At 46.0% G+C, this 19619-nt stretch carries 13 protein-coding genes and 1 riboswitch; of the genes, 7 read left to right on the top strand and 6 right to left on the bottom strand.

Annotated features, from left to right (window positions below; genetic code table 11):
- Positions 1-5: 5 nt before the first annotated feature.
- Positions 6-3026: a DEAD/DEAH box helicase gene (locus tag V6669_RS01330; protein WP_338594806.1), complete on the top strand. Its 3021-nt coding sequence runs from the start codon at positions 6-8 to the stop codon at positions 3024-3026.
- Positions 3027-3171: 145 nt separating this feature from the next.
- Here V6669_RS01330 and V6669_RS01325 read toward each other — a convergent pair whose 3' ends face one another.
- On the bottom strand, positions 3172-3636 hold the full coding sequence (locus tag V6669_RS01325) for a hypothetical protein (protein ID WP_338590051.1): 465 nt from the start codon (positions 3634-3636) through the stop codon (positions 3172-3174).
- Between the two features lie 384 nt (positions 3637-4020).
- Between V6669_RS01325 and V6669_RS01320 the strand changes: the two genes are divergently transcribed.
- Positions 4021-4704, top strand: coding sequence for a type 1 glutamine amidotransferase domain-containing protein (locus V6669_RS01320; protein WP_338590049.1), 684 nt, complete (start codon positions 4021-4023; stop codon positions 4702-4704).
- A 103-nt stretch (positions 4705-4807) separates the two neighbouring features.
- On the opposite strand, the gene V6669_RS01315 is transcribed toward V6669_RS01320, so the two are convergent.
- The 4 genes from V6669_RS01315 to V6669_RS01300 all read right to left on the bottom strand — a co-directional run bounded on the left by V6669_RS01315 (position 4808) and on the right by V6669_RS01300 (position 10233).
- Positions 4808-5767 (bottom strand): 2-keto-3-deoxygluconate permease, encoded by a 960-nt coding sequence (locus V6669_RS01315; RefSeq protein ID WP_338590047.1) that lies wholly within the window; start codon positions 5765-5767, stop codon positions 4808-4810.
- Between the two features lie 6 nt (positions 5768-5773).
- Positions 5774-7231, bottom strand: a complete 1458-nt coding sequence (locus V6669_RS01310; protein WP_338590045.1) for a family 1 glycosylhydrolase — start codon at positions 7229-7231, stop codon at positions 5774-5776.
- Positions 7232-7320: 89 nt separating this feature from the next.
- Positions 7321-9249: a beta-glucoside-specific PTS transporter subunit IIABC gene (locus V6669_RS01305; protein ID WP_338590043.1), complete on the bottom strand. Its 1929-nt coding sequence runs from the start codon at positions 9247-9249 to the stop codon at positions 7321-7323.
- A gap of 138 nt (positions 9250-9387) precedes the next feature.
- Positions 9388-10233, bottom strand: coding sequence for a PRD domain-containing protein (locus V6669_RS01300; RefSeq protein WP_235200849.1), 846 nt, complete (start codon positions 10231-10233; stop codon positions 9388-9390).
- Between the two features lie 313 nt (positions 10234-10546).
- Here V6669_RS01300 and udk point away from each other — a divergent pair, with 313 nt between their 5' ends.
- The 4 genes from udk to V6669_RS01280 all read left to right on the top strand — a co-directional run bounded on the left by udk (position 10547) and on the right by V6669_RS01280 (position 16651).
- Positions 10547-11179: a uridine kinase gene (udk, locus tag V6669_RS01295; RefSeq protein ID WP_017691162.1), complete on the top strand. Its 633-nt coding sequence runs from the start codon at positions 10547-10549 to the stop codon at positions 11177-11179.
- Positions 11180-11292: 113 nt separating this feature from the next.
- On the top strand, positions 11293-11622 hold the full coding sequence (gene csaA, locus V6669_RS01290; protein ID WP_338590038.1) for a chaperone CsaA: 330 nt from the start codon (positions 11293-11295) through the stop codon (positions 11620-11622).
- A 345-nt stretch (positions 11623-11967) separates the two neighbouring features.
- The gene (locus tag V6669_RS01285) at positions 11968-13254 is read left to right on the top strand and encodes an S-layer homology domain-containing protein (RefSeq protein WP_338590036.1); all 1287 of its coding nucleotides are present in this window, start codon (positions 11968-11970) and stop codon (positions 13252-13254) included.
- The gene (locus V6669_RS01280) at positions 13235-16651 is read left to right on the top strand and encodes a DUF5704 domain-containing protein (protein ID WP_338590034.1); all 3417 of its coding nucleotides are present in this window, start codon (positions 13235-13237) and stop codon (positions 16649-16651) included. Before V6669_RS01285 ends, V6669_RS01280 begins: the two co-directional genes overlap by 20 nt.
- A gap of 340 nt (positions 16652-16991) precedes the next feature.
- Positions 16992-17181: riboswitch (cobalamin riboswitch) on the bottom strand.
- 81 nt (positions 17182-17262) lie between these two features.
- Here V6669_RS01280 and V6669_RS01275 read toward each other — a convergent pair.
- Positions 17263-18090: an AraC family ligand binding domain-containing protein gene (locus V6669_RS01275; RefSeq protein ID WP_338590032.1), complete on the bottom strand. Its 828-nt coding sequence runs from the start codon at positions 18088-18090 to the stop codon at positions 17263-17265.
- A gap of 203 nt (positions 18091-18293) precedes the next feature.
- Here V6669_RS01275 and V6669_RS01270 point away from each other — a divergent pair, with 203 nt between their 5' ends.
- Positions 18294-19595, top strand: coding sequence for an alpha-glucosidase/alpha-galactosidase (locus V6669_RS01270; RefSeq protein WP_338590030.1), 1302 nt, complete (start codon positions 18294-18296; stop codon positions 19593-19595).
- Positions 19596-19619 lie beyond the last annotated feature (24 nt).

The raw sequence follows: 19619 nt of genomic DNA, 5'->3' as shown, positions 1-19619 counted from the left end.
GCTTAATTCATCCTTACACTGAAACGATTGAGGTTCACGTCGCTTTAACCGGATATGGCGATGCTTTGTTTTACGGAGCACTCAACACACACCACTTTGTATCGGGACAGTCGCTTAAGCAGCGATTGTTCGCCTGGCATGTGCCTTCCTTCTACGGTACCGAACTGGAAGTTCGGCAGATCGAGGAGATTGAGCTGGTTGTTCTGCCTGCGGAAGAAGTGATTCCCTTTTTTGCCGAGATGCATACTCTGCTTCATATTGAATGGAAGTGGGACGAGCAAGCGGAACATCTGATTCGACTAGCTCCAGCACTGGCATCCTCCATAGAGAAACGAAAATACGTACCTAGCTTCGAGGCATACCGTGCAGGACAGCTTCAGTGGACCTGGGACCCGGATAGCTTGAAAAAGCAGGAGCGGGCATCGCTTACCAAAGCGATTCAGCAAACGGACGAGAGTTATGCCGAAGGACTTGGGGCGGCCTATTCCGCCTTTGTATTCCAGCGCTGGTACAGTTCGGAAGAAGCTGCAACGGATCTTCGGCGTGAATTCCCGCAGTTGTTCCCAGAGCGCGGCACTCTACCCAAGACAGCCGGGATGGATGCTCAGTCCTGGCTCGTATCCATTGGCTGGAAAGCAGATGCCGCACCATTCAGACCCATGCTGCAATTGCAGGAGCCAGACGAGGATGAGCCATCTTGGCGGCTGCGACTGGTATTGCAGCATAAGCTGGATGCCGCCGTATTGGTGCCCGTCATGCTGGATTCACGGGGCCGCCTTGAAGGCGAATGGCCAGAGGTATGGACACCGTTCATTCTGGATCGCTCCGCCGGATGGCTGGATCAGCTGCGTGCACATCTGCCGCGTCTTGGAAGCTCCATTAGCGGCAGGCGGGATGTGCTGAGTGATCCTTTGGGAGATCAGGAAGCCTGGCAGTTCCTGACGCAGGATAGTGGGCGGTTGCTCGCAGCGGGCTGGCAAGTTCTGCTGCCTGGTTGGTGGGAAGCAGCCCGTAAGAAGAAACCAAAGCTGCGTGCCAAGGTGCAGCCGGAGGAAGGCAGTGAGCGGGGACAATCATTCTTTGGACTGGACTCGATTATTCATTTTGACTGGCGAATTGCGATTGGTGACACGGATCTTAGCGAAGATGAATTCGCCGACCTTGTTGCCCGTAATGAACGACTGGTTCGCTTCCGCGGAGAATGGGTTCCTCTCGACCCCGACCTGCTGGAACAGATACGTCGTGCCATGGGCGGTGTAGACCGGGAACAGGGACTCTCATTTCAGGATATTCTGCACCTGCATCTGCTGCATAATGAGCAACGGGAATACCGCAACCAGAAATGGAAGGAAGGACAACAAGCCGAAGAGGAAGAGCAACCACAGGCTAATGAGAACATTCGGCTGGAAGTTGAACTTAACGAACACCTGAACCGGGTCATTGCACAACTGGGGGGCGGACAAGGCGGTGCGCCTTCCCTACCCATTCCTACAGGGCTTCATGCCGAGCTGCGATCGTATCAGAAGGAAGGTTTTGCATGGCTTGGTTTCCTGCGCAGATTCGGACTTGGGGCATGTCTTGCCGATGATATGGGTCTCGGGAAAACCATTCAGTTCATCACGTATCTGTTACACATCAAAGAACATGAACCACGTAAGCCGGGACAAGCTCCGGCACTTCTGATCTGTCCAACTTCCGTACTGGGCAACTGGCAAAAGGAAATTAGCCGCTTCGCACCCTCCATTCATGTCAGTCTGCATTATGGCGCACGCCGATTAAGCGGGGAAGAATTCCGGGAGCAGACAGAACAAGTGGACATTATCATCACATCTTTTGCTACCGCTACACTGGATCAGGAAATGTTGCAAACTTATACGTGGTCATGCATCTGTCTCGATGAAGCACAGAATATCAAGAATGCCCAGACCAAACAGTCCCTGGCTGTTCGCAGTTTTCCGGCGAAACACCGCATTGCCATGACAGGCACACCAATCGAGAATCGGTTGTCTGAGCTGTGGTCGATCTATGATTTTACCAATCCAGGATATCTGGGCAGTGCCCGGGCATTCCAGACTCGCTTTATCAGTGCCATAGAGAAAGATAAGGATGAGCAGCGAATGCAAGATCTGCAACAGCTCGTGAAACCGTTCATGTTGCGCCGCAAGAAAAAAGATCCCAATATCCAGCTTGATCTGCCGGACAAAAACGAGATGAAAACTTACATTCACCTTACGGGCGAACAAAGTGCATTATATGACCAGTCCGTACAGGCCCTGATGGATAAAATGAAAGAGCTGGAAGGTATCAAGCGCAAAGGTGCAATTCTATCGGCGTTAACCCAGCTTAAACAGTTGTGTGATCACCCTCTGCTGTTAACGAAAGAAGCTTTGCCGGAGGAACTGCCCGAAGACGGTGCACTGACATCTGCTTATGACGTGTACAGCCCGCAGGATATGGCGATGCTGATCAGCCGCTCCGCAAAGCTGGAACGACTGATGGAGCTTGTCCGAGAATTGCGGGACGAGGGCGAGCGATGCCTGATTTTCACCCAATACATCGGTATGGGTCAGATGCTGCAACAAGTACTGCGTCAAGAGTTGCAGGAACCTGTGCTGTATCTGCACGGGGGCACATCCAAGACGGCAAGGGATCGCTTGATTGAGGAATTCCAATCCCGCACACTGCCTGAGGACAAACAACCGTCCGTCTTCATTCTGTCCATCAAGGCAGGCGGCGTGGGATTGAATCTGACCGCAGCCAATCATGTCTTCCACTTTGACCGCTGGTGGAACCCTGCTGTTGAGAATCAAGCCACCGACCGGGCTTACCGGATGGGTCAGACCAAGGATGTTCAGGTGCATAAGTTCATCTCTCTTGGCACACTGGAGGAGCGGATCGACGAGATGTTGGAGAGCAAACAGCAGCTTAGCGATAACATCATCACAAGCTCCGAGAACTGGATTACGGAATTGTCGACAGATGAGCTGAAAGATCTGTTCACGCGGCGTCGTGACTGGTCGGGCTAACTTAATAGAAGATTTACAGTACAGGCCAAAAATCAGATTTCAGAGAAATCAAATAAAATAAATAAGAAACACAAAAAGAGCGAAGTTTCGGAATTAAAATTCCGGCTCCGCTCTTTTTTGTCTTGTTGCAGTTAATCATCCGTTCTTAACGCATGTTACCAATGATAGATGATCTTGAATCCTGCATTTTTTTGATAAAGTTCGTCATGACATCAAATGCTTCATTACGCTTGTTGGACATGGACTGCAGACGAAGCATGTCCATCTGTTGGGAGTTGCTCGCTGCGTCAATTTGGCCTTTCAGCTTTTGAACAGCTGCTTCATCCCCGTTTTGCTGGGCTATCTGCAATTGAGAGTTCAAATCCGCGATCTGTTGATTACGGTTCTGTACCTCCTGGATTTGCGTTTGCAATTGTGCATCCAGTAATTTGGTACGTTCTTGTTGGACCATCATCAATGCTGTTTCGATATCCATACTGCTAAAGTTGATAGGTGTTACGCCAGAGATGTTGGAGACGGAAACTGTGCTCGCTGAAGCTGAAGAGACGATAGATACTGCAGCGACAGCAGCAACTACGGATGAAGCGAAAAATTTACCTGAACGTTTCATAACTGTTCCTCCGAGTCCATATGTAATATGTACCAGTTTTTTGTTGGCATCTTCCGTCATTCTAAATCAAAAGTACTAGTTGTTCAATCAAATTAACATCAAATTTGAATTAATTTTGATATACCTTACACACGCCTACCTCGGCTTACAATATGAGTAAAATAAACAGGGCATTATAAGTAAAAGTGCATTCTTACGGGCATATTTACTACGACTAGATTGTTCTTTACTCCTACACTTGAAAGTCACATTAGAGATCGAAGATACGTTCATGATTTTACTTTAAAAAATAGTTGTGTTATATTTGATTATAGGTTTTACACAATTTAATTTTGTAATATTTAATATAAATTAATGTTATATACTTTACGGGAGGTTTTTTATATGAAAAAGATACTGGTTATCCTAACAAATGTAGATAAATACGCAACGAAGGACGAGCCTACTGGCTTATGGCTGAGCGAAGCAACTCACTTTATTGAAGAGTTTGATCACAACGACAATGTTCAGATCGATCTGGTTAGCCCTAAAGGTGGTAACGTACCTCTTGATCCGAAAAGCCTCGGCGACTCTCTGGATGAAAGCACCAAAGCCTATTTCGAGAACGAAACGTTCATGAACCAATTGAAAAATACGCTGAAACCTAGCGAAGTAAACGCGAGTGACTACGATGCGATCTACTTCACTGGCGGTCACGGTACGATGTGGGACTTCCCGGACAATGCTGAACTTCAAGAGCTTTCTCGTGATATCTATGAAAAAGGTGGCGTTGTATCCGGCGTGTGCCACGGGGTTACAGCCTTGCTGAACGTGAAGCTGTCCAACGGTCTGCTTTTGATCAACGACAAAACCGTTTCCGGCTTCACGAATGAAGAGGAAGCATTGGCTCAACAAACCGAGTATGTTCCATTCCTGTTGGAAGATGCTTTGAGAGAACGTGCTGCACAATACGATAAAGCGGCTGCCTTCAGCTCTTATATCACAACAGATGGCCGCGTGGTCACAGGACAGAATCCGCAATCCAGCAAAGCTGTAGCCGAAAGTGTTAAACAATTGCTGGGTCTGTAAAATAAACCGATCTATCCCCCTCCTCCCCCAGGAGATCATATAGATGTATAAAGCAAAACAGCACGTGATCCGTCATGACCTGACAGAACACGTGCTGTTTTTTCTAGTGATTTGTTGATGCAGAAGCTTCCGTCGTTGTTCCTCCAGCCAGACGTTTCACGATATAAGGCACGGTCACCGACGTCAGGATCACGGCAAAGGCAATCTGAGCGATAGCTGTGTCCACATAAGGCGCATACGCCGGATTGAACCCGGCAGCCATCGAAGGCACCACCATGGATAATCCAGCTACCGAACATGTCGCAGCCGCTGCGTAACCGGGCCGCCTTAGCATCGCGCGATCGATTCCAATGAGCGGTAGCATGCAGATCAGCAAAAATAATACCGTGACCAACAAGCCGGACAGACTGGACTGAAATGCAATACGCAGATCAATATTGGACCCAAAGCTTGTACCCAGGAAAGGCAGCAGAATCAGTGTTCCCGGAGCGAACATCTTCTGTATGTTGTTATCCAGGTTACCAAGCAGTATCCCGATCAAGAAAGGTACTAGCGTAGCAAGTACACTGAGATAATCAATACCAACACCACTCGCCGAATTTAATATCATAACCGGAATAACCGGTACGGCGATCAGATTCAGAATACCAAACGCAGCACGATCCACATCATCTCCGTACGTGTTCATCAAGGCCAGATATAATCCCGGATTACAACTGGTTAGAACGGCAATGAAGGCTACCGCAGAAACTCCCCCGACCCCACTTATGCCAAAAAAGTGTACAAACGCCCAGCCGAACAGACAGCTGATGAGGATACGTGAAATACAGAGCACCCCTGCTCTCTTCAAGGTCACTAGAAGCTGTGACAAGTTAAGCTGTGTTCCTGATATCAGTAAAATCATACCGATCAGCACCATGGTACCTTTCGATGTGAATAGCGCTGTTGTTGGATCTCCGATCTGAAAAAACGATGGAAACACCGTGTTGATGACCGCGGCGGCCAGCATAGGAACGATCAGCAAGCCGCCGGGTATTTTTTTGATACGACCCAGAATGTTCATGGTCTGTTACAGTTCTGCTCCGTTGGTACGGATCACATTCTGATACCAGAAGAAGGAGTCCTTACGATATCTTTTCAGCGTACCATTGCCATAGTCGTCCTGATCGACGTAGATAAATCCGTACCGTTTGCTCATCTCGGAGGTCCCTGAACTGATCATGTCGATTGGTCCCCACATCGTGTATCCCAACACCTCGACCCCATCCGCAATGGCGAGTCCCATCTGTTCGATATGTTTACTCAGGAAATCAATCCGGTATGGATCGTTGATCGTTCCGTCCTCATTCAGCTTGTCGTAGAAGCCTGAGCTGTTCTCCAGAATGAAGACTGGTTTTTGATACCGATCATAGACAAGATTAAGCGTATAACGCAGGCCAATCGGATCAATCTGCCAACCCCACTCGTTTGCAGGCAGATGCGGGTTTTTATATACACTGTGTACATTGCCTGCTGTTAGTTCGAGCTGCTCCGTATCACTGCTGGAAATCATCGAGTTGTAATACGACATCCCCACAAAGTCAGCCGTATGTGCGCGAATGCTATCCAGATCGCCATCTTCGATATTCAACTGGATCTCCTTGTTTTTGAAATACGTTTTACTATAGTAAGGATACTCGCCTTTATTGAGCACATCGAGATAGAACTGATTTTTCATCTGATCATCCTGCTGCATCTGAAGTGCGTCCTCCGGCTTGCAAGTGTAAGGATACGTTGTAAAATAAGCGACCATACTTCCGATCTGGTTATTCGGATCAATCTCATGAGCCATCTTGGTTGCTCTGGACGCAGCTACAAATTGATGATGCAACCCCTGGAACAACATTTCCTCATAATTCGGAGCATCATAATCAATGATTCCCAGCGTCTTGGCCGATGCTTTCACGCTCATGTTGATCTCGTTGAACGTCACCCAATATTTCACTTTGCCCTTGTATCGATTAAACAACACATCGCAATAGTTCACATACAGATCGATCAATTTGCGGTTATACCATCCTCCGAACTTGTCCATAAGTACAATTGGCGTATCAAAGTGACTGATGGTGATCAGGGGCTCCATACCCTGCTTAAGACATTCATCAATAACCTGATCATAGAACTCTAGTGCCTTTTCGTTTGGAGCGGCATCGTCGCCACCTGGAAATACTCTGGCCCATGAAATGGAATAACGGAAGACTTTGAATCCCATCTCGGCAAATAAAGCGATATCCTTACGGAAGTTATGATAAAAATCGATCCCCCGGCGCTTCGGATATTTCACGGTATCCGGGTCATTCCTGGCCTCTTCAATCATCTCCCAATTCACTCTGATCTGCTTGGTCACTTTGCGATCGTTCTTCTCGTTAAATTTCATCACTTCTGGGATGGTCAGGCTCTTGCCATCCACATTATAAGCTCCCTCGGCCTGACAGGCAGACAGTGCACCGCCCCATAAAAAATCTTTTGGAAAATTGGAATTTGTCATTTTAGTTTCCTCCTGTTATTACGTGTTATTAAGTCTTATTAAGACCATCTAGCTTGTAACTTGTAGCTTAATGAAAAGATGAGCAGTTCTTACGGAATCAGCTTAAGCAAAGGTTCACTCTCCCGGATCGGGCCGCTGGTCGCTGTAGTCAGCACATCTCCGTACTGTTGCATGTTGGTAACGACAATGGACGTAATGGTGTTGTAGCCCGCTGAAGTAATGCCCTCCGGATCAAAATCCACCAATAAATCCCCGGCCTTGATTGTCTGTCCCTGCTCGATATGGGCGTTAAAATATTTGCCTTTCAAACTGACGGTATCCACCCCGATATGAATCAGTATCTCGACACCATTCGCTGCCTTCAAACCGATGGCATGTTTGGTGCGATAAAGCGCCTCAACTACTCCGTCAAATGGAGCGTATACCTTGCCATCTGTCGGAACGATTGCAATGCCTTTACCCATCAACTCTTGGGCAAACGCCTGATCTTCCACCTCAGAGATCGGTTTGATCTCCCCTGTCATTGGACTAACGATAAGCATGTCAGAAGATGTGGATGTCTGTGATGGCACTGACTCCGGAGTAGTGTCCGTTGCAACTGCCGCCTGATTGCTATTTACTCTATTCGTAGCTTGCTGCTTTGATTTATTTCCATCTGTATCTTCCTTGATGCCAGCCAATAGCGTGAACACAAACCCGAGTACAACTGCGGCAATACAACCAATAACGACATACATGTAACGATCTGATGTATACGTACCAATTGCCAATACACCTGGCAGTGAAATTGCATTCGCTGTTGTATGCACCAAGCTGTAGAATCCACCGACTAATCCACCTGCCAGGCAACCTGCGAAAAAGGGACGTTTATATTTGAGCGTAACACCATAGATCGCCGGCTCAGTAATCCCGAACAAAGCGGTGAATCCACTTGAAGCAGCGGCTGATTTCATCGTTTTACTCTTCGTCAGTACAAACACACCGAAGGCTGCTCCAGCCTGTGCCAAATTTGCTGCCAGTGCCGTTGGTAACAGCACGGTTGCACCCAATGTAGCCACTTGTTGAACCTGAATCGGCATGATGGCATAGTGCATACCAAACATGACCATGATCGGTTTGAAAAATCCAAGAATCGCACCAGCAAGAACACCTGCGGTTGAGAACAATGAGTTGATACCATTGGTCAACCAGTCACCGATATATGATCCTACTGGGCCAAGCACGATTAGTTCCACTGGAATCATAATAAACAAAACAATCATTGGGGTAAGCAGGACCTGTAGAAACTTGGGAATCACTCGATTGACGATCGGATACACATAACTCATAATCCACACCGCCAGAATGATTGGAATGACGGAAGAGGAATATTTCATTAACAGAATCGGCATACCGAGAAAATCAATACTGTTTACACCCGTCTCAGCAATCTGAGCCGCAGCGTTCAAAATGGTTGGATGCATTAATCCCGCAGCAAGAGCTACCGCCAAGTAGGGATTGGTTTTGAAACGGTTTGCTGCACTAACAGCCAGGAAGAATGGCATGAAGTAGAAAATACAGTCCCCGATCATGTTAATGATCGTCAAGAAACCGGAGCCTTCCAGGTAACCCATGGCAGTTATAACGGTAGCCAAACACTTGATCATCCCGCAACCAACAAGTGCTGGCAGAACAGGGGTGAATATACCTGCGATGGTTTCAAGCACTACGTTGACGGGGTTACGTCTCTTTTTCGGTCCACTGTCTGTAGACTCTGTAAGCTCGCCAATCTTGTCAGAAGTTAAATTCTTCACTTCACTGTATACCGCGTCTACTTTAGCACCGATAACAACCTGAACCTGTCCACCGGAATTTTGTGCCTTGAGCACGCCTTCGAGCTGATCCAGCGCCTTGAGGTCTGCTTTGTTATCATCCTTCAATACGAATCTCAAACGGGTTGCACAGTGTGTCAGACCGGATATATTTTGCTCGCCGCCAACGAGATCAAGTACGTTTTTAGCCAAGTCTTTGTTGTTCATGACCCTTCTCCTCTACATGAATAAATTGGATATATAAAAAATGACCAAGCCGGGGAATCGTCATTCCCTACGCTTGGTCATGCCTGATCGAATCAGTAACAGTCCAATATGGATTATTCGGTTAGTTCCTTCACTAGTTCATTCCGTTGGTTCATTCGAAATCAATCGTTGGATATGCAGAATCAAATATAATTTTTCATCATCGGAACAGGTCCAGCCGTAATTATTTTTCAGGAAGTCAGCAATCTTCTCCACACAAGCCAGTTCTTTCGGAAACTTCTCCTTCACCATCAGGAACAGCGATTCATTCTCATCCTTGAGCGACTTGCCGCTCATCTGCCTCAGAATGAAATACCGGATATGTGTGGCAAAGCGCATGAAATGGATGGAATCCTCCTGAAAGTCAATTTTGAGCGCATATTTGATCACGGACAGGATCTCGCCCGTAACTGTGGTTACCTTGGTGGTATCCGTCATCTCTCCAGAGCCCACCTGTGCATTAACAAAATGCAGAGCAATCAGTGTTGTTTCGGCTGTTGGCAGAGCGATATCCGTTTTTTCCTGAATCAGCTTCAGCGCAGCCTCCCCCACCCGGGTCTCGTCCGGATAGAGTGTCCGCACTTCCCATTCCAGCGGGTTTTTGATTCGGATGCCTTCTCTGGTTCGGGTTAATGCAAAACTGATATGGTCGGACAGGGTGAGAAGCAGATTCGGGTTAAATGTTTTATTCAGGATCTGACTGCCCAGCTTAATGACTTCCTCCGCGAGATAAATATCCTCAATCGGAATACTGTTCAGCAGGTCATACATACGGATGTTCTTTGGTGCTACGAATATTTTCTCCACTAAGTCCGTCTCCGTCAGCTCGTAAGGCGTTTTCAGAAATCCTACACCCTTGCCTACGACAAAAACCTCTTCGTTATGTTCATTAATAGCGATGGCTACGTTATTGTTTACTTTCTTGATAACCTTCAATGTTCTCACCCCCCAACAAAAATAAAAAAAGACCGAAAGCGATTACAGTAAAGCAATCGAATTCGGTCATGCCTGGTTTCCCCAGTAACAGTCCGTGTTATGAATATAAGTTTATTATAGTGCTGTTTTTGAAAAAGTCAATCATCCAATCTTAGGGAAAACATGCCTCTGCATAGCAGATGAAAAAAGCAAAGCGCTGTGGTACAATGAAGGAATTGTGTATTCAGAGACAGACATGTGAATAAAGGTGCTGAATCGATTGTGGAACAGCGCTTTTTATTCATGATTATGCTGCCATTCTAGGGAGGCTTATGGAACAACCATGCTCATCATTGGTATCGCCGGAGGAACCGGCTCCGGTAAAACGACGGTAGCTCGCTCCGTCATAGACCGTCTGGGATCAGGTAAGGTTACTTTTATATCCCAAGACAATTATTACAAAGACCAGTCGCAGCTCACACCTGAGCAACGCCGACTCACCAATTACGATCACCCGTTTGCATTCGATAATGATCTGTTGATTGAGCATCTCACCTTGTTGAAAAAAGGCCAAGCGGCGTATGCTCCCGTATATGACTTCACCATAGATAACCGTGCTGCCAATGAGACGGTTGAACTGGCACCGAACCATATTGTCATTGTAGAAGGATTGCATGTGCTGATTGACGAACACCTTCGCAGTCTAATGGACATCAAAGTATTCGTCGATACCGATTCCGATGTACGGATTCTGCGGAGAGTACTGCGGGACATTGAGGAACGCGGACGCACAATCCAATCCGTGTACAAACAATATCTCGAAACGGTAAAACCGATGCATGATGCGTTCATCGAGCCATCCAAAAAGTATGCTGATATCATTATTCCAGAAGGCGGACATAATGAAGTAGGTATTCAGATGTTATCCATCCTCACCGAGAAATACCTCACCGGGGAAAATTGGAACGGCGCTTAATTTTGTTTCAAAGCAACACAATAGAAATCCAGGTTACGATACAGCGTAATCTGGATTTTTTGTTGATTTTTCATTTATAATAGTCCCCAATAGTTGAAAGGAGATCTACCCCTATGGCTACTTTTGAAGAATTCATGCAGCATGACATCCGGGTTGGTACCGTGGTGGAAGCCGAACCCTTCCCCAAGGCTCGCATACCCGCTATTAAAATGACGATCGACTTCGGAGCACTTGGCCTGAAACGTTCCAGCGCTCAGATTACCCAACGATACACGCCTGACATGATCATTGGTAAACAGGTCGTTGCTGTAGTTAATTTCCCACCCAGGCGGATTGCCGGTTTTGTCTCTGAAGTACTCGTGCTGGGCGGCGTGCCTGGTGAAGGCGATGTTGTCTTGCTCACACCGGATAGTCCGTTGCCAAATGGAACACCGATAGCCTGACTTTATTTTGAGCAAGAATAATATGGGCTTTTCAAATGTTTGGAAATCGAGTATCCTTGATGTATTGAGTATTGAATTGACTATTGATGGAACTACATATGTTGGAGACCTTAAAGCATAAGGCTATGAATCTGCGGATTCGTGGCCTTTTTTTGTGTTTTTCGAGGAAATATAGGTCTGGAGCATTAGTAAGAGTTGTCTGGAGACGAAGGAATATATTGATATATCATACCTACAGACTAGTTATACATGGTAGAATAATGATTATTATTACAAATTTAGTATCTAGTAGCCTGAAAAGTACATATCAAGGAAAAAAACTCACAATTGAGAGGAGTAAGATTCATGAAAAAAATGATGATTTCCGGCGTAACGGCATTAGCTTTATTAACAGGGGGTATCGCAGGTTTTGGAGGCGTTGAGAGTTCTGTAGAAGCCGCACAAGCTACAACTAAATTCAAGGACGTTCCAGCTACACACTGGGCATCCGCAGCGATTAATTCAGCCGTGGAACAAGGGTATTTCAAAGGGTATACTGACGGAACATTTAAACCAAGCTCACCTGTCACCAAAGCTGAAATGGCAAGTATCTTGGGACGTCTATCCGAACAGCCTAATGCATCAACACAAGAACAAAACAATTTCACGGACATACCCGAGTGGGCAAAGAGTGGTGTCTCAATTGCTATCGCAAAAGGTTTTATCAACCCTTCTAATTACAAGGGAAAATTTGATGCACAAGGCGCTCTTCAACGAGGCGAAATGGCTATTTGGCTGACGCAAGGGCTAACCGTTGTTGATCCTGAGTACAAACAAGTACTCTCCGATGTGACCAACACCGTTGTGCCTGCAAAGGAATATTTCACTGGTAAACTCGCAAGCGCTCAAAAAAATGCTGTAGCCGTTGCCCTGGGAACAGGACTGATGAGTGTAGCAAACGATAAAACATTTGGTGTCGATCGTACTACAACACGAGCGGAGGTTGCTGTATTGATCGCCCGTTATGCAGCAGTTGCCAAGACAAAGCCTGCCGATTTTCAGGGTTTAAATGAGCTGCGAGCAGTGGGTTTGACGGGGACGAATTTGAATATTATTGCAAAGTCTTTCAAACAAACACCTGAAAGAAAAATTATTCTATCAAACAATCAGAAGTACGATGAAGTTGTAACTAATGACTTTTCGAAAGTTAGAAACAAAGAAATCGTTACCGATACAAATTATGCTGATCTTAAAGTTTTGAATTGGATTATTGTAGATACTAATGTCGCTAGCAATAACCGTAGCATTTATTATCCCGTTTTTGTAGATGAAGGAGTAAAGCTCCAAAACGATAGATATTTCTCTTTCGTCGAGTTTGATTTAAATATTAAATCGGCATCCATGAACCAACCACAAGCCGGAAGTCTCCTTAATTCAGCTACCTTTAATCCTTTGGCTTCCCCACAGTCAAAATCATTTTTGTCATATGAGGCTCCAAAAACAGGAGACTACACCTTGAATAGAGGAGTCTTTGGAGTTAAAAACCCTATATATTGGGCACAAGGAATGTTACATTTTAATCAATCTGTGACGAGGGCTGTGACCTTAGAAACCAAAGAGGGGGCAATCTTTAGTGTCATCGATACAAAATAAAATAAAAGATTTGAGGTTGAAGCCAGCTATCAGTAAATTACTGATAGCCTTTCTAACCATCTACGCTGTATTAACACCTTATTCATTTGTGCACGCCGGTGGCGGACCTGGTACTAAACCTGCAATAAAACCACAATATATGGTACCTGAAACACCAGCTAAATCTCAACTAAAAGTTATACCTGTTGAAGGGCAAAAAATGACCAATATTGGTATTTATATTTATCAAATTGATGATTTAAGATGGAGCGTTGATGGCGGATGTAGTGGGCCTAATGATCATATTTTGCTAGCTAACGATCCATCAACAAATCGTCCCGTTTCCTCGACAGTTTGTGTTGATCTTGATCTGGATAAAGAATTGTACAAACCTGCAATATATATGGATAAGAACAGCGACCCTTATCCACGATCAGAATTAACCGAGGTATCTCTAAAGCCTCATTATATGGATGACAACCAACATTACAATGCAGATTTAAATATGCCTAAACTTGTTTCTGTTGACTCCTTCAATGGTAGAAGAACAATGTTCACCATGAAAATAGGCGGCGTTATCAATGCAACAGCTGCTAGAGAATATAACCCACCTAAATGGTCAGCAGATTACATCTTCAATACAGATCTTTATTGGAAAGGTCTTGTTGAAATAACCAAAGAGATCAACCTTACCGCTGGCGGGCAACTTAGCTTGAACCAGTCCAAACAATTGAATGCAACTGTCAAAACCAAAAATGGAGATGGAAACTTTGGTGCGGAGACCAATGTAAACACTGGCAGCGGTGGTACAACTACATGGGAATCTTCCAATCCTGGTATCGCTACCGTTAGTAACTCCGGATTAGTTCAAGCCGTCAGCAGAGGAACGACAACCATCACCGTACTGTGGAAGAAAGATGGATTTGAGTTAACTACCACTACAAACATTGGTGTTGAAGAGAACCCAGGTACGGGTGAGGGCGACGGGAACGGAGGCGGTGGTGGAGGTTGCACGCCAACGATTGGACCACCTTCTGCTGGAACCATTATGAGCATGAATGATCTCGATCCTAATGCCAACGGTGTTATTAAGTCAGATAACAGAGATAATGAGACATTTAATGTATTAAAAGGAATACCTACTTCCGAGTCACTCTACACAAACGCCTTTGCTGACAATTATCTATTTAAACAAGCTTGGGCGAAAATGAGCGGTAAAGTTACATACAACTGTAATGTCACCATCTCGTACGACAGAGAATGGACAGTACCTGGACCAGAAATATGTGATGATGATGGTTGTACACCAGGGCCACCTGTACCCGCGAACGACACGGTACCCAAGCCATACACCTTCCAGATCACAAGAGACTACTCCTACTGGAAAATTAACAATCTGGAAATATACAAGATCGCTAAAGCAACGATGAATAATTACGCTTTGCCCGGTGAGACCGTTACGATGAATCCAACAGGATACACACCACCAATACTAGAGTCTAAAAATGATGAATCTGTAGAAAGCCATGTACGACCAGGGCAAACCACTTCAATCTCATATACTCCACCCAAATTAACAGGTGGTTTGAACCAACCTCCCAGTGTGCCTGATGATACATCACGGTTAAAAGGGATGGCTGAATCCAATACACCTCAAAGTAAAGTAAATAATGATCTAGTCAAATTCAACAACACAACCATTATGAATGATGTGGAAGCAACCAAAGATGGCCCAACACCATCCAACATCCCTAATCCAACGACAATTGGGCGTGATGTGCTGTACAAACCGGGTAATATGATCAGCAATTCCCTGCTGAATAAAGCAAACACTACAAGCTCTGGTGAAATCTATTATGATTTGCTACCGGGTAACGTGAATGGCGGCTCCAATAAAATATTACCGATTAACGGCATCAACACCGTCACGGTACACACCCCTGTCGTCAACTACGCCTGGGTATCGGATGATCAGCCGCATAATCAGAAAACCGTACCGGACCCAGCCAGCGCTGCACTCATTCTGGAACGTCCGTTCATTGTACGAATTCCCACATCGGGACAGCACTTGGACGCAGCAAGTTATCCCGGTTATGGGAATCGGGACTATGCCAAATATTTTCGAATCAAACAGGTGCAATTCCCGTTTGATGTCTATAACGCAGATCGGAGTCAGTTTATCCCTGCCAAGACATGGGTCGATATTCCGGTCAATCAACTGGATACCACATTCTATCTCCCTGTATGGGTAGACGAAGGCAAATATCACATTGTATTCCGTAATATTGCAGAGAATGCACCTGCAAACTTTACCGAGCAACAGGATGCCAATACCAATCTGACACATCATGTTGCAGCAGATACCGTACCGGTAGATGTGATCGGAAGGTTATATGATTTTCACGTCACTGATATCTCCGATTACAACTGGGAAAATGTATTTCGCAAGCGATTGGGTAGTCCCGACCCAACGGGCCTTAGCTACTGGGCAGGGATGAATAGCATTGATGGTGATCCGAGAGGTAATCTGGCTCCATTTGTATTGCCTATTCGACCAGGAAGCCATCCGGTGCAGGGATTAGCTAACGCGACTGTGAAGACGGGGTACCATTTCAAGTTCGATCTGAAGACCAAGGGCAATATGTTTGGCAAACAGGATGGTATTCGTATTACACCCACTTTTGCTTTTGTGAGTAAAGACGGGTCATCCCGACAAGAAGTGGATCTGTACTACCATCGAGGCCAGGAACGTCTGATCCGTATTGGATCGGCACAGGATATGGAGAAACGCTTTGTTGTGCTGAACTCACGGCTTCGAAAGGTACCCGGCACAGAGTTAGACGATACAGCGCGTTATCAGTATACTTATGAGCTGACAGCGGAAGAACGCAACCAGCGTACGTTGGCAGAACATATGGTTCGCCTGGTCGATCAGACTTCCCATCAAAAAACATGGGTAGGTCGTTATGACTGGATGATCCTGTCTGCTCCGATTCGTACACTCATTGGGCCGAAAACGGACATTCCTTCCGGGGTCAACGTGGACCGGGCCAATGCAGCAATCCAACGCTGGTACGGGGAGTATAGCTTGCCGGCCGATGTATATGCCGTACCAAAAGGGACGGATCTCGAACCCCTTGCCCAACAAAATCAGCTAGATGAGAAATCGAAGATTTTTCTAAAGAATGGTTATATCGTAGTTAACTTCAACATGGAGAGCCTGCGGAATGGAAATACAGAGGCGCCCCATCTACAATACATTCATGCACCACTGATGAATCAATGGCAGATGGAAGGTTTCAACAAAAAGCCAACAGATAGTCAAGGCAGAACCTGGCCTCTGAAGGATGGCGATATTGTCTTTTACCATGCTGATCAGTCCAGCCGGAATGACTTCCAATCCCAAGTACCACACTAGTACTGAATCCCTCATGTCAATACAACTGGCTAAGCAGATGTAGACAACTGCATCTGGACAGAAGAGTCTATATGCGGAGTACCTCTCCAAAATAAGACTGAATATCTATATAGCGACAATCACCCAATGAAGTAATCAATAAATATATGATGAAATAGCCATGAAGTGCCGGATTAAGTACTATACAGCCTGCGCAAAACTATGGTGTACTGAATGACTTAAGTGCACTGAACGACATACGATGAAGCATTCACAAGCCATTGCTGTATCACGTTCCAACTACAAACAACATACCTGTTATACAACAAAAGGGTTACCCCGAAAGTCATCTATGGACTTCTGGGGTAACCCTTCTTGCATCATTCTCTCCTGGCTCCAGAATCATCGTCACTTGCAGCTCCTTTCCGGTCTAAACCAGTGGATTATCGCTACCTGACTCCTCTGTTACAGTGGCGGGACCGCGCCGGTATCACACCGGACTTCCCTATTAAGCTTCCACCCTGACGGGCAAAGCACCAAGTTCCACGTATTCAATTACACTTCTGTATCAGAATAGCGGGACGACGATTAATGATCAAAACTTTCTTTTAAATTTGAAGCAATAGGTGCATCTAATCTCGATTTCTCGAACCCTTTGGAGACACACCCGTCACTCGCTTGAACATCTTGGAAAACAGTAATGGGTCTGTATAGCCAACCGAATGTGCCACTTCACTGACCGACAGCCCTGGATTCTGAAGAAGTTCGGCAGCCCTATTCATACGGTACTCCAGGAAAAAGGACTGTAGCGACATGCCATATCGCTCTTTGAACAATCCCGATAGATACGTGCGATCCAGCCCCACAGCTTGGGCAATATCCAGAATGGAGGTTCGCTGACTGTACCTGTTCTCCATAAACTGCACCGCCTGCCGGATGTACGTCTCTTTGTTTGAAAGGAGCTGCCCTATTTCCTCCTCCACAGGCGAAGAAGAGATTAATTCTGCCATTAAGCGGTACAAGAGACTCTGGTTCAACACATCACCTCCCGGTCGCGTGGAAGCTTGGACCATCTCCGTATACAACTGTTCCATCGTATTTGTATCCTGGGCATCATATATCGGGCGCTCCGGGCTTAATTGGGCACGTTGCATGAATGCTTTGGCTTGTACGCCTTTAAAACCAAACCACGAATATGTCCAGGGCTCCTTCGGGTCTGCCTCATAATGAATAAGCGTGTCCGGGAGAATGACAAAACCCTGTCCCTCGCTAAGTTTGTATTCCTGATCCCCCATGTACACGGTGCCCCGTCCTTCATGGATGTAGTGCACAATGTAAGAATCACGTACACCCGGTCCCCAATAATGCGCAGGATCACATGCCTCCCACCCGAAAAACAACAACATCAGCTCCATCTGTGTCCAGCCGGCGGGAACCACATTCATCTCAATGCGACTCATTTTTCGCCCCCCTCCGTATTTCCTTCCGCGGTTCACCATCTGTATGTCTAATTAAATTATAACAGCTAAAGTACACAATTATTAGTTGAAAACGGAAACAAAAATGGGATTATGACATGTTTGAAAGGGGTTGAGCCATAGTTATATGTGCCGAATCGGCCTATAGTTGGGGTACAACATTTTTCAGGGAGGCTGAACTTAAGATGAACAAAATTACTTTTCTCGGTGCAGGCAGCACCGTCTTTGTTAAAAATGTATTGGGTGATGTCATGATGACCGAAGCACTGCAGGATTTTGAATTGGCATTGTTTGATATCGATGCTGAACGTTTGAGCGATTCAGAGCGTTTGCTGACCAGTCTGGCCCGTTCACTCGGAAGTCGTTGCGTCGTGAAAGTATATCATGACCGCAAAGAAGCGCTGCGCGGGGCCAAATATGTCATCAACGCCATCCAGGTCGGTGGATATGATCCATGTACCATTACGGACTTCGAAATTCCGAAGAAATACGGATTGCGTCAAACAATTGCAGATACACTCGGTATTGGCGGAATTTTCCGTAATCTGCGTACGATTCCGGTTATGCTGGATTTCGCCCGAGATATGCAGGAAGTATGTCCGGATGCGTGGTTCCTGAACTACACTAACCCGATGGCTGTGCTTACCAACGTCATGAACGTACATGGTGGGATCAAAACCGTAGGATTGTGTCATAGTGTACAGGTATGTGTACCACATCTGTTTGATGCACTGGGGATCGATCAGACAGGTGTTGTGGCTAAGATTGCAGGGATCAACCACATGGCGTGGCTGCTCGAAGTTACCAAAGACGGGCAGGATCTGTACCCCGAGATTAAACGTTTGGCGAAAGAAAAACAGAAGGAACAGCATGACGACATGGTTCGTTTTGAGTTGATGCAGCGTTTTGGCTATTATGTGACGGAATCCTCAGAACACAATGCCGAGTACCACCCTTACTTCATCAAGCGGAATTACCCGGAGCTGATTGAACGCTTCAACATTCCACTGGATGAGTATCCACGCCGCTGTGTGAACCAGATTGAGGGCTGGAAAGAAATGCGTACCAAGCTGTTTGCCAGCGAAAATATTGAACATACCCGCAGCCGTGAATACGCATCGCATATTATCGAAGCGATGGAGACAAATAACCCGTACAAGATTGGCGGCAACGTCATGAACAACGGACTGATTACGAACCTGCCGCGTGAAGCATGTGTCGAGGTCCCTTGTTTGGTGGATGGATCAGGAATCAGCCCTACGTATATTGGGGATCTGCCTCCACAACTCGCGGCATTGAACCGGACAAACATCAACACGCAACTGCTGACGATTGAAGCAGCAATCACTGGCAAAAAAGAACATATCTATCATGCTGCCATGCTTGATCCACACACGGCTGCCGAACTGTCTATTGATGACATCGTAGCGATGTGTGATGAGTTGATTGAGGCTCACGGCGACTGGTTGCCAAAATACACGTCATAATATAAAAGCACCGTTTCCTTTGCA

It is taken from the genome of Paenibacillus sp. Y5S-9, from assembly GCF_036894235.1.
Taxonomy (GTDB): domain Bacteria; phylum Bacillota; class Bacilli; order Paenibacillales; family Paenibacillaceae; genus Paenibacillus.
The sequence above is the reverse complement of the archived record's forward strand: the minus strand, read 5'-3'. Positions and strand labels throughout refer to the sequence as shown.